Origin of the sequence: Gordonia sp. DT218 (assembly GCF_049847105.1) — a bacterium.
In the GTDB taxonomy this organism is placed as follows: Bacteria; Actinomycetota; Actinomycetes; order Mycobacteriales; family Mycobacteriaceae; genus Gordonia.
In genome coordinates, this window is the sequence record NZ_JBNCNS010000009.1 from 86,173 (window position 1) to 98,114 (window position 11,942).

General features: G+C 66.9%; 12 protein-coding genes. 7 read left to right on the forward strand and 5 right to left on the reverse strand.

Annotation, left to right across the window (positions count from 1 at the left end; translation table 11 throughout):
• The first annotated feature begins 224 nt into the window (after positions 1-224).
• The 5 genes from ACPXCG_RS23410 (at position 225) to ACPXCG_RS23430 (ending at position 4,509) form a co-directional block, all read left to right on the forward strand.
• On the forward strand, positions 225-1,001 hold the full coding sequence (locus ACPXCG_RS23410) for a DUF1365 domain-containing protein (protein ID WP_425794776.1): 777 nt from the start codon (positions 225-227) through the stop codon (positions 999-1,001).
• Positions 998-2,302, forward strand: a complete 1,305-nt coding sequence (locus tag ACPXCG_RS23415) for a class I SAM-dependent methyltransferase (RefSeq protein ID WP_425794760.1) — start codon at positions 998-1,000, stop codon at positions 2,300-2,302. The genes ACPXCG_RS23410 and ACPXCG_RS23415 overlap by 4 nt, the downstream gene beginning before the upstream one ends.
• Positions 2,299-3,114 (forward strand): DUF1295 domain-containing protein, encoded by an 816-nt coding sequence (locus ACPXCG_RS23420; protein WP_425794761.1) that lies wholly within the window; start codon positions 2,299-2,301, stop codon positions 3,112-3,114. The genes ACPXCG_RS23415 and ACPXCG_RS23420 overlap by 4 nt, the downstream gene beginning before the upstream one ends.
• Positions 3,115-3,185: 71 nt before the next feature.
• Positions 3,186-3,758: an ECF RNA polymerase sigma factor SigK gene (sigK, locus tag ACPXCG_RS23425; protein ID WP_425794762.1), complete on the forward strand. Its 573-nt coding sequence runs from the start codon at positions 3,186-3,188 to the stop codon at positions 3,756-3,758.
• Complete coding sequence (locus ACPXCG_RS23430; protein WP_425794763.1) at positions 3,751-4,509, forward strand: anti-sigma factor; 759 nt, start codon at positions 3,751-3,753, stop codon at positions 4,507-4,509. The genes sigK and ACPXCG_RS23430 overlap by 8 nt, the downstream gene beginning before the upstream one ends.
• 48 nt (positions 4,510-4,557) lie before the next feature.
• Here the strand turns inward: ACPXCG_RS23430 and ACPXCG_RS23435 are convergent, their stop codons facing one another.
• The 4 genes from ACPXCG_RS23435 to ACPXCG_RS23450 all read right to left on the reverse strand — a co-directional run bounded on the left by ACPXCG_RS23435 (position 4,558) and on the right by ACPXCG_RS23450 (position 8,565).
• Positions 4,558-6,078, reverse strand: a complete 1,521-nt coding sequence (locus tag ACPXCG_RS23435; RefSeq protein ID WP_425794764.1) for an ATP-dependent DNA ligase — start codon at positions 6,076-6,078, stop codon at positions 4,558-4,560.
• A gap of 128 nt (positions 6,079-6,206) precedes the next feature.
• On the reverse strand, positions 6,207-6,836 hold the full coding sequence (locus tag ACPXCG_RS23440; protein ID WP_425794765.1) for an MBL fold metallo-hydrolase: 630 nt from the start codon (positions 6,834-6,836) through the stop codon (positions 6,207-6,209).
• On the reverse strand, positions 6,833-7,927 hold the full coding sequence (locus ACPXCG_RS23445; RefSeq protein ID WP_425794766.1) for an S-(hydroxymethyl)mycothiol dehydrogenase: 1,095 nt from the start codon (positions 7,925-7,927) through the stop codon (positions 6,833-6,835). The genes ACPXCG_RS23440 and ACPXCG_RS23445 overlap by 4 nt, the downstream gene beginning before the upstream one ends.
• 182 nt (positions 7,928-8,109) lie before the next feature.
• Entirely contained in the window at positions 8,110-8,565 is a 456-nt protein-coding gene (locus tag ACPXCG_RS23450) for a Rho termination factor N-terminal domain-containing protein (RefSeq protein ID WP_425794767.1), read from the reverse strand.
• 337 nt (positions 8,566-8,902) lie between these two features.
• Between ACPXCG_RS23450 and ACPXCG_RS23455 the strand changes: the two genes are divergently transcribed.
• Entirely contained in the window at positions 8,903-9,172 is a 270-nt protein-coding gene (locus ACPXCG_RS23455) for a DUF7218 family protein (protein ID WP_425794768.1), read from the forward strand.
• Between the two features lie 21 nt (positions 9,173-9,193).
• Here ACPXCG_RS23455 and ACPXCG_RS23460 read toward each other — a convergent pair whose 3' ends face one another.
• Entirely contained in the window at positions 9,194-10,009 is an 816-nt protein-coding gene (locus ACPXCG_RS23460; RefSeq protein WP_425794769.1) for a LuxR C-terminal-related transcriptional regulator, read from the reverse strand.
• Positions 10,010-10,172: 163 nt separating this feature from the next.
• Between ACPXCG_RS23460 and ACPXCG_RS23465 the strand changes: the two genes are divergently transcribed.
• Positions 10,173-11,747 carry an AMP-binding protein gene (locus ACPXCG_RS23465; RefSeq protein WP_425794770.1) on the forward strand — a complete coding sequence of 525 codons (1,575 nt, stop codon included), beginning with the start codon at positions 10,173-10,175 and terminating at the stop codon, positions 11,745-11,747.
• The last annotated feature ends 195 nt before the right edge of the window (positions 11,748-11,942 follow it).

Sequence of the window (11,942 nt, forward strand, 5' to 3'; positions counted from 1 at the left end):
GCACCCGGCCCGACCACCCCGCCTCCCTCGCCGACCGGGCGCAGTTTTTCGCCGATCGGGCCCAGAATCTCGCCCACCGTGCGCAGATCTTCGTCGATCGTGCACAGATTTCCGTCGGGCGGGCGACGGAAGACCGCCGTGCGCACAGTCGACGCGAAACTGCGCACGATCGGCGAGATTCTGCGCCCGATCGACGCGAAACTGTGCACGGTCGCGGGGTCGGCATCTCGTGTCCGACGCCTGCGGTGGTGGCCACCCGAATCTCACACAGCCGTACCACTCCGATCCGCCACGCGTTCGTCTACCGAAGCGCGTCGTGGCTGATCGACATCGATCACCTGCCGTCGCCGGCGAAGCCGTTGCGCCCCTTCGCCCGTTTCGACGCCGCCGACCACTTCCCGGAGACACCCATCGCAGGGCAGACCCTGCGTGATCGTCTCACCGACCACCTGATCTCGGCCGGTGTCACACCGCCGGCCGGCCAGGTCGTCGCGCTGCTCTCACCGCGGGTCGCCGGCTACGTGTTCAACCCGCTGAGCGTGTTCTGGTGCCACCACCCCGACGGGACCCCGGCGTGCGTCGTCGCCGAGGTGCACAACACCTACGGGGAGCGACACACCTACGTCGTCACCCCCGACGACGACGGACATGCCCAGGTGGACAAGGAGTTCTATGTGTCGCCGTTCAACGACGTGAGCGGTACGTACCGGCTTCACATGCCTCCGCCGACAGCCGACGGCCGGATCGCGGTGTCGGTGACCCTGGAACGTGACGGCCATGATCCGTTCGTCGCCGCCCTGTCGGGTCGCGCCCGCCCGGCCCGGACGGACGCCATTCTGGCCACCCAGCTTCGCACTCCACTCGCGCCACTGGTCGTCGCCGCGCGCATCCGCTGGCACGGAATCCGGCTGTGGCTCAAGCATCTGCCGGTGATCCGCCGTCCCGACCACCCACATACCACCACCATCTCCACCGCCTCCGGCCGGAAGGAACGACGATGAACGCCCCGATTCGCAACTTCCCCAACGACTTCCCACCCGACGAGGCGGCGCGATGGCCCGATGTCGCCCGCGTGCCCGACGGACTGTCCGTGGCCCTGCGGAGCTCGGCCGCGGCATGGCTGTTCCGTCACGCCTCGCGCCGCGTGGACGTCCGGGTCGAGTACCCCGACGGCGAGTTGTCGGGGCTGCGGAGCTCCGGCATCCAGCCCCGGATGATCATCCGGCGACCGGAGGCCTTCGCACGTCGCGTCGGCGCCGACGGTCTCATCGGATTCGGCGAGGCTTTCATGGCCGGGGACTGGACCACCGACGATCTCGTCGGTGTCCTCACCCCGTTCGCTGCCCGGATGGCACGCCTCATCCCCCGGCCGCTACAGATCCTGCGGGCCGCGGTGCTGCCGAGCCAACCGAGTTCCGAAGAGAACACGGCCGCCAACACGCGCTCCAACATCGCGCGGCACTACGACCTCTCCAACGACCTGTTCGCCACCTTCCTCGACGACACCATGACCTACTCGAGCGCCTTCTTCGACAATCTGACGCCGGGCACCCGGCCACCGTGGGCGGACCTCGCCGACGGGCAGCGACGCAAGATCGACCGGCTGCTCGACCTCGCCGGTGTCGGCCCGGGTAGTCGGGTCCTCGAGATCGGGACGGGTTGGGGTGAACTGTGCCTGCGGGCCGCGGCTCGCGGCGCCGTCGTCCGTTCGGTCACACTGTCCGTGGAACAACAACAGTTGGCCCGGCAACGAGTGGCCGACGCCGGGTTCGCCGACCGCGTCACCGTCGACCTCCTCGACTACCGGCAGGTCGACGGAGAGTTCGACGCGGTCGTGTCGGTGGAGATGATCGAAGCCGTCGGTGAGAAGTACTGGCCGGTGTACTTCCAGACCATCGACCGGATCCTGGCTCCCGGCGGCCGGGTGGCGATCCAGGCGATCACCATGCCCCACGACCGGATGTCGGCCTCCCGTAACACCTACACCTGGGTGCACAAGTACATCTTCCCGGGCGGGCAGCTGCCATCGCTGCGCGCCCTCGACTCGGTGACGCGGCGGCACACCGACCTTCGTCTGGTCGAGGTGCAGGCCATGGGCGACCACTATGCCGAGACCTTGCGCCTGTGGCGCGAACGGTTCGTCGGCCGTCACGACGACGTTGCGGAACTGGGTTTCGACAGCACCTTCATGCGGATGTGGGAGTTCTATCTCGCCTACTCCGAGGCCGGTTTCCGATCCGGCTACCTGGATGTGCACCAGCTGGTGTTCGCCCGTGACGGCGAGCAGCGGGACACGCGATGATCTCCGGACTGCACGGCTGGGCCGCCTTCGGCGTACTCACCGGCGCCTCCCTGATCCTGCTCGCCGTCCTGCACGGGGTGACGATGGCGATCGGTCATCGCATCGGTCGCTACAACGTCGTCGACGTCGCGTGGGGGCTCGGATTCGTCGGGATCGCTGTGCTGTCGCTGATTCTGGGGCCAGGTGACCTGGGTCGCCGGTGGTTGCTGGCGGTGCTGGTGACCGTGTGGGGTTCACGACTGACCTGGCACATGTACGTGAAGTCCGCCGGCAAAGGCGAGGATCCGCGCTACACCGAGTTGCTGTCGCGCTCCGGCGGCGACGGACTCGGCGTCGTGGCCCGCAAGATCTTTGCCACCCAGGGCATCTCCCAGTGGTTCGTGTCCTTGCCGATCCAGGTGTCAGCAGTGGTCGGACGCACCGAGGGGATCTGGATCGTCGTGCTGGTCGTCGGAAGCGGGTTGTGGGTGCTCGGCATGGCCTTCGAGACCGTCGGCGACGCCCAGCTGCGCCGGTTCAAGGCCGACCCGGCCAACAAGGGCGAGATCATGGACCGCGGGCTCTGGTCGTGGACGCGCCATCCCAACTACTTCGGCGACGCGAGCGTGTGGTGGGGGTTGTGGCTCGTCGCGGCGAGTGCGTGGCCGGGAGTGCTCACCGTGCTCTCGCCCGTCGCCATGACCTATTTCCTCGTGTACGCCACCGGGGCGCGACTGCTGGAGGAATCGATGAGCCGCCGGCCCGGTTACGCCGCCTACCAGGAGCGGACGTCCTACTTCCTGCCGCGACCACCCCGGCGGACCCTGCCATGACACCGCTCGAATCGTTGAGGACCCGGCATCGGCCGGATAGGCTGATCGACGATGACGACGGAGCGCTCGCGGTGACTGCAGATTCCGCATCCGATGTCGCTGCGCTGCCCGCGCTGCTCGACAGGATCGGATCGGGGGATGCCGATGCGTTCGCCCGGTTCTACGACCTCACCTGCGACCGCGTGTACGGCATGGTCCTGCGCGTGCTGCGCGATCCCGGCTACAGCGAAGAGACCACGCAGGAGGTCTTCCTGCAGGTGTGGCGGTCGGCGCGTTCGTTCGATCCCCAGGCCGGTTCGGCCCTTTCCTGGTTGATCACGCTGGCGCATCGCCGGGCCGTCGACCGGGTACGCTCCGAATCCGCGGCCACCCGACGCGATGTCGCATACGGCCTCGAGGACACCCGGTCCAGTTTCGATCAGGTCGTCGACGCCGTGGCCACCCGGGAGACCACGCGCGAGGTGGTCGGCTGTCTGGAGACCCTGACCGACGTCCAACGTCAATCGGTGGATCTCGCCTACTACCACGGTCTGTCGTACCGCGAGGTCGCCGAGCGCCTCACCGTCGCGCTACCGACCGTGAAGTCGAGGATTCGAGATGGCATGAAACGGCTCCGCCGGTGTCTGGGGGATCGCGATGCCTGACGACGAACTCCTCGACCTCGCACCCGCGGTGGGTCTGAATGCCGTGCACGGTCCCGAACTCGACGAGGTGACCCGCGAAGCCGACGGCGCATCGCCGGCGATCCGCGACGAATTCCACCGGCAGGTCCAGGCCACCCGCGAGGCGATGGCCCGGGTGAGCGACGCGACCGCCGTGTCACCGCCAGAGACGCTGCGCGAGCGCGTCCTGGCCGCGGCACGCGCCGAGGCCGACTCGCCGCAATCGGGACCGGCCCCGGCCACCCAGACCCCAGAGACAGCGACGGTGACCCCGTTGCCCAACCGACGACGCCGCGTCGCCTATCTCGCGGCCGCCGCCATTGTGGCGATCGCCGTCGGCGCGATCGGCTGGGTCATCGGCGCATCGTCGGATACCGAACCCACCCAACCTCCGACGGCCGAGCAGGTGTTCGCCGCGAAGGACGTCCGAACCTCGTCGGGTGATGTGGCAACCGGCCGCGCCACAGTCACGTATTCCCCGTCCGAGGACGCCGGGGTCCTGGTGATGAACGACGTGCCGCCGCCCCAGCCGGGCACCGTCTATCAGATGTGGCTGGTCGGCCCCGACGGCCGGTCGTCGGCGGGCACGATGACCGACAAGGACGTCGCGCCGTCGACGACGGCGGTACTGAAGGACCTCGGCGACGCCACCACATTGGCGTTCAGCGTCGAGCCGCCCGGTGGTTCGCAGCAGCCGACCGGCCCGTTCGTCGCGCAACTCCCGCTGAGCTGACAGTCCGGTCCTGTCCCCTGAGGTGCGAGCGAAGCGAGCCTCGAAGGGTCACGGCAACTTCGCGCGGATCGCGTCGATGGTGTCCGCCTCGGCCGCCGTCTTGTCGGGCCGGTAGCGCACGACGCGCGCGAATCTCAGGGCCACGCCACCCGGATAGCGCGAACTACGTTGCACACCATCGAGTTCGATCTCGACGACGAGTTCCGGGCGCAGATACACCGTGTAGGAGTCGCGGCGGGTTTCGTGGCGCGGGAACTCGTCGGTCTGCCATTGCAGCAGCGCATCGGTGAGACCTTTGAAGGTCTTGCCCACCATGACCGGCGGGCCGCCATCGGGATCACGCGCCCCGAGATGCAGATTGGAGAGGAAGCCGCTGCGCCGTCCGGAACCCCATTCGGCGGCGAGCACCACGAGATCGAAGGTGTGCACGGGTTTGACCTTCTGCCAACCTTTTCCGCGCCGGCCGGCCGCATACTGTCCGGCCAGCGACTTCACCATCACACCCTCGTGGCCGGCGGCGAGGGCGGCATCGAAATGCTGCTGTGCCTCTTCGACGGTCGGATCGGTCACCGAGGGGATGCGCAGTCCCGGTGCGACCGACGTCAGAGCTGCCAGCCGGTCACTCAGTGGCCGATCGATGAGGTCGACACCGTCGAGATGCAGACAGTCGAAGAAGAACGGGCGCAGTACGCCGGCGGGATCGTCGCTGAGCTCACCAGCCGAACCGAACCTGCTCATGGTGTCCTGGAAGGGGCGCGGACGACCATCGGCGTCGAGTGTGAGTGTCTCACCGTCGAGGATCGCGGTGTCACAGGGCAATTCGCGAACCACCGCGACCAGATCGGGTACCGCATCAGTGATGTCACGCAGGGTGCGGGTGTACACCGAGATCTCGTCGCCACGACGATGAACCTGGATACGCGCACCGTCGAGCTTGAAGTCCACCACCAGATCCGGGCCGAGCGATGTCACCGCGTCGGCGAGTGAATCGGCCGGGGTGGCGAGCATCGGAGCCACCGCGCGACCCACCTGCAGGCCGACATCGGCCAGTGCCTGCGCGCCACCGTGGACCGCGAGCGCCGCTGTCTCCGAGAGCGATCCGGTGAGCATGTGGGCACGCCGGACCAGGTCGACCGGCTGCCCGGATGCCGAGGCGATCGCTTCCACCATCACCCCGGCCAGGGCACCTTGGCGGAGTTCGCCGGTCATCAACCTGCGAAGCAGATCTTGCTCGGATTCGGTTGCCGAGCCGAACAATTCGTCCAGCAATGCGCGCCGTCGGGCGGCCGATCCCGTTCCGGCGGCGGTGGACAGCCGCGTGAGTAGGTCGTCCACACCGGCCACGGTGAGCGTCGGGTCGGTCGCCGGCGAGAGTTCCAACGCCACCAATGAGCGCCATCCCACGCCGAGGCGCCCCTGCGGGATCACCCCGGACAGCCATGCCACGACGGTGGGGATCTCGTCGGCCGATGCATCCGCGAGCAGCGCGCCGAGCTCTTCGGTCTTCTTCTTACGAGACCGAGTGGCGGTGACGGCGCTCGACGCCTCGACGACACGGGACAGCTTCATCCGCGCTGACGTTACCCGCACAGATGACACCAGAGCGGGCCTCCGAGACGAATAACGTCACGAAGGACCGCTGAGGTGTCGATTGTGTCGTGCCCGGATGAACAGATCGGAACGACGAACAGTGCCGGTCAGCTTCCCCGCTTGATCCACTCCTCGAGATGCGGCGATTCCGCGCCGACCGTGGTGCCGTCACCATGGCCGGTGTGGACCTTGGTCTCCGGATCGAGCGTGAAGATCTTCTCCTGGATGGACGCGATGATCGTCGGGAAACTCGAGTAGCTCCGCCCCGTCGCTCCGGGACCGCCCTGGAACAGGGTGTCACCGGAGAACAGCACGCCGGCCTCCGGCGCGTAGATCACCGACGAGCCGGGTGAGTGTCCCGGTGTGTTGATCACCGTCAGCGTCGTGCCGGCCACGACGATCTGTTGGCCGTCTTCGAGGTCCTGATGGGTCACGTCCGGGTGAGTCTCGTTCCACAGCATGTCGTCGCCCGGGTGCAGCAAGATCGGGGCGCCCGTCTCCTTCGAGAGTTCGGGCGCGACGGTGATGTGGTCGTTGTGGCCGTGGGTGAGCACGATCGCCTTCACGGTTCGGTCACCGACCGTCTCGAGGATCGGCGCGGCACTGTGTGCGGCGTCGATGATGATCGCCTCGTCGTCGTTGCCCACCACCCAGATGTTGTTGTCGACGTCCCAGGTGCCACCGTCGAGCGAGAACGTACCCGAGGTGACGACATTGTCGATGCGCAAGTCACTCATGCCTTCACCTCCACCACCGACCGCAGCACCTTGCCCGCCTCCATCGCCGAGAACGCGGCCTCCACATCGCCCAGGCCGACGCGCTCGGTGACGAATTTGTCCAGCGGCAACCGGCCCTGCTCATAGAGATCGATGAGCATCGGGAAGTCACGCTCGGGCAGGCAGTCGCCATACCACGACGACTTCAATGCACCACCGCGGGAGAAGAAGTCGATCAGCGGCAACTCGAGCTTCATCTCCGGTGTCGGCACCCCGACCAGCACCACGGTGCCCGCCAGGTCTCGCGCGTAGAACGCCTGCTTGTAGGTCTCCGGGCGGCCGACCGCGTCGATGACCAGATCCACCCCGTTGCCATCGGTCAGATCCTGAACCGCGGTGATCACGTCATCGACCTCGGCACCGTTGACGGTATGGGTCGCGCCCAGATCCTTCGCCCACTCCAGCTTGGTCGGGTCCCGGTCGATCGCGATGATCGTCGTGGCCCCGGCCAGCCGCGCACCCGCGATCGCCGCGTCACCCACACCGCCGCAACCGATCACCGCGACCGAGTCGCCGCGGACCACGTTGCCGGTGTTCATCGCCGCACCCAGGCCTGCCATCACGCCACACCCGAGCAGTCCCGCGACGGCGGGATCGGTCTCGGGATTGACCTTGGTGCACTGCAATTCGTGAATCAGGGTCTTGTCGGCGAACGCCCCGATCCCGAGCGCGGGGGTCAGTTCGGTGCCGTCGGTCAACGTCATCGGAACGCTCGCGTTGAAGGTGTCGAAGCAGTACCACGGCCGACCACGCTTACACGCCCGGCACTGACCGCACACCGCGCGCCAGTTGAGCACCACGAAGTCGCCTACCTCGACGTGCGTGACGTCGGAACCGACCGACTCCACCACTCCCGCGGCCTCATGACCGAGGAGGAAGGGGTATTCGTCGTTGATGCCACCCTGCTTGTAGGCGAGGTCGGTGTGGCACACCCCGCACGCCTTGATCGCCACCACCACATCCCGCGCACCCGGATCCGGGATCACCACGTCGACCAGTTCGGTCGGCGCCCCCTTGCTGCGAGAGATGACTCCCTTGACGGTCTGCGACATGCGCTGCTTTCCTTCCACGACTGCGTTCACGATGTGATCGAACGTCGGCATCAGCCTAACGACGAGGCAACACCCGCTCCACTCAGAGTGGACGTTGTTTAGTTACGAGATTGAGCTCGTCGGCGTTCAGATTCCCTCGCACGCAGCCTAGACAAGTGTCCAGTCGATACGTACGCCAGGCCTCAGTTGAGCGCGTCGAGCAGTTGCGCCTTGGTCATCGACGAATAGCCCTTGACGCCCTTCTCCTTGGCCTGGGTGCGTAGCTCGGCGACAGTCGGGCCGCTCCGACGTGCTCGGGGCGTCGATTGTGCGGGGGCCTTGGCCGCGGGCTTGGCGGTGGCGGGCTTGGCGGTGGCAGGCTTGGCGGGAGCGGGCTTGGGCGCAGATTTCGCCGGGGTCGACGGCTTGGTCACCACCTCCGGCACCACGGCAGGCCGCGGGGCCGGTTTCTCCGTGACGGCCGGCTTCGCGGACCCGCGCTGGCCGATCAATCTCAAGACCTCGGTGCGCAGAGAGGCGACATCGCTGTCGGCCTTCTTCAGCCGCTTCTTGGCTTCCTTCTCCACGCGGGACAGTTCCTGCTGCAGCCTTTCGACTTCTTTCTCGAGGCGCCCGATCAACTTCTGCTTCTTGCCCATGTGTCGTCCCTCTCCGCTTCGGCTGTCTCCCAACCCTAGAACGAAACCGGCGCTTCGGGCACCAACCCGGCCTTTCGATATCGATTCTCACCAGACAGCATGTGCCGGCCGCGAGCGGTTGCGTTGTCTGCACTGAGCGGCCGGGGCGCTCCCGTCTCGTCCTTCTTTGTCGCACTGGGAGACTCCATGTTCCGCTGAGGCGAACTGCCACCGGGCGTGCGGTGATTCGTCAAATTTCCGCCCCGCCGGCGTAGCCTCGAAAACAGGCCCTCGGTTGAGAAGACAGACGAGACCACGAGATTTCGAAGCTCAGTTTCGATGATCAGAGGAGGCAGCCATGCCAGAACGCGACCCCGGACCTTCCGTCAAGGACGACGAGCTGTACGAGAAGTTGCGCGACGAAGGCAACTCCAAGGAGAAATCCGCCCGGATCGCGAACGCCGCCGCCAACCAATCCCGATCAAAGGTCGGCGAGAAAGGTGGCGAGTCCGGCTCCTACGAGGACTGGACCGTCGATGAATTGCGAAAACGCGCAAAAGAACTCGATCTCACGGGTTACTCGGACCTGAACAAGGACGAGCTCATCGAGGCGTTGCGGAATCACTGAATCCGGTGACCACGGTGTTCGTCAGCCGGGCAGCAGACCTGCGCGGCGAGCGATGACGACCGCCTCCAATCGCGTCGACGCACCGAGTTTGCGCATCGCGTCTTTCATGTAACCCTTGGCGGTCTGCACACCGACGCCGAGGCTCTCGGCGATCCGCGCATTGCTGTAGCCGAGAGCCGCCAACGACAGCACATCCTGCTCTCTGCGCGTGAGCGCGACTCCCGGGCCTCCCGACGAGCCGATCAGCGATTCGGTGATCAGGTCGAGTTCCCGCGTGAACGCCGGGTCGTCGACGGCTTGTGCCAGCACCCGCAGCCGGGCATACGCGTCGGTGATCCGGTCGCGCAGTGCACCCATCTCCGGGGCGGCTGCCTCCGATTCCACGGCGGCACGGGTCGCGACGATCTGCTGTTCGAGTGCACGCGCCTCCATCGCCAGGACGTCGAGCGTGCGGTTTCCGATCGGGTCGTCGGTGTGCAGCGCACCGTACAGAACCGCGACGGGCGTGCGGTCGACGATCACCGGTGCCGCGGCCATCGCACGGAGTCCCTCGGTCGCGATGATCGTGTTGTAGCGATGGGTGATGTTCGGGGTGCGCAGATAGTCGTCGACGGCGACCGGGCGGCTCACGCTGACGACCTTGCCGCCGAGACCGTGCCCGACGTCCACCGACACCCCGGCCAACGCGCCGATGGTGTTCCCGACGAAATGCTCGAGTCGCACACTCCGTTGTCGGGTCCCGACCGCGGGTTTGACCATGCCGGCAAACGCGAGCGATACCCCGCTGGTTCGGCGGACGCGGCGCAGCGCATCTGTGACCAGCGTCGATTCGCTCATGGCAGCCTCCAGGCGTCTCGGCGTCGACCCGCGATCTCGGCGCGACCCCTCTTCGGGGGGTGTTCGGAATGCGCCACCACCGGGACAATGTGACCTAGCTTACCCGTGGGCCGGATCCGATCCGGCCCGCTCGTTCCGCCCCCGGCACCGACAGAGGTTCACCATGACGCAGACCGCTCCCACCCCCGCCGACCACGCCTCGGTCACCGCGACCATCGACGCCTGGCTCACCACCTTCGGCGCCGACGACGCGAACGCCGCCGAACTCCTGGTGGATCGCCACGACCCGGCCACCATCGCCTTCACCACCATCGAGGTCGACGGCGACGATCTGGTCACCGTCGACCTCACCTATGGCGAACTCGCCGATTCCTCCAAGCGATTCGCCACCGCGCTCGCCGAGGCGGGCATCGGTCGCGGGGACACCGTCGGAGTCCTGATGGGCAAGCGCGCTGAACTGGTCGTCGCGTTGCTCGCCATCGCGCGACTGGGCGCCGTCTACATCCCGCTGTTCACCGCCTTTGCACCGCCGGCCATCGAGATGCGCCTGACGGCCGGCGAGGCACGCGTGGTGATCACCGAGCCGAGTCAGGCCTCGAAGCTCGACGGCGTGGACGGCATCAGCACGATCGTCGCCGGTGAACAGTTCGACGATCTCGTCGCCACCAGCGCGCCCATCGCCGAATCGGTGGCCGTCGGCGGCGACGACGCGCTCATCCTGCTGTTCACCAGCGGCACCACCGGCGCACCCAAGGGCGTTCCGGTGTCGGTACGCGCGCTCGCGTCGTTCGCCTGCTACATGCACTACGGCCTCGACGTCGCCGCCGACGACGTGTTCTGGAACGCCGCCGATCCCGGCTGGGCCTACGGGCTCTATTACGGCGTGCTCGGCCCGTTGTCGCTCGGTCGTCGAAACCTGTTGCTGCACGCCGGTTTCTCACCTGAGCTGACCGCGCGCATCATCCGGGAACTGGGCGTCACCAACTTCGCTGCCGCACCCACGGTGTACCGGTCGCTGTCGAAGGACCCGTCGTTCACCGGCTTCACCCTGCGGCGCGCGTCGTCGGCGGGTGAGCCGCTGACCCCCGATGTGATCGAGTGGGCGAAGACCGCACTGAACACTGAGGTCCGTGATCACTACGGGCAGACCGAACATGGCATGTTCATCAACAATCACTGGCACCCCGACGTCGCCGAACCGCTGATTCCCGGCTCGATGGGCAAGCCCATGCCGGGCTTCGCGGCAGGCATCGTCGGCGGCCAGATAGCCATCGACGTGGCGCGGAGTCCGCTGATGTGGTTCACCGGTTATCTCGATGCGCCGGACAAGACCGCCGCGCGTTTCACCGACGACAAGACGTGGTACCTCACGGGTGACACCGGCCGGATGGACGAGAACGGTCGCTATTTCTTCACCGCCCGCGACGACGACGTGATCATCATGGCGGGCTACCGGATCGGCCCCTTCGACGTGGAGAGTGTGCTGATCACGCATCCCTCGGTGATGGATGTGGCCGTCGTCGGCCGCCCCGACGAACTGCGCGGTGAGGTCCTCGAGGCCTTTGTGGTACTCGCGGAAGGAGTCTCCGGGACCGATGACCTGGAGAAGGAACTGCAGCAGCTCGTGAAGACCGGATTCGCGGCGCACGCCTATCCGCGGACCGTGCACTTCGTCGATGCGTTGCCCAAGACGCCGAGTGGCAAGATCCAGCGATTCATCCTCCGCAAGCAGGAGTGAACCAGTGGTCTCGATACACCGCTCACTCCGTTCGCGGTTACTCGACCGGCGATATCGGCAGCGGCCGTTCCTGCCGATCGAGTAGCCCCCGGGCGCAGCGCGCCCCCTCCCGCCGATCTCAGTGTGAAGGTTGATGTGCCACTTCGGTGGTGGTTGGGTTCTGATCACCAGTTGTCTGGCTCTCCCGCCGGGTGC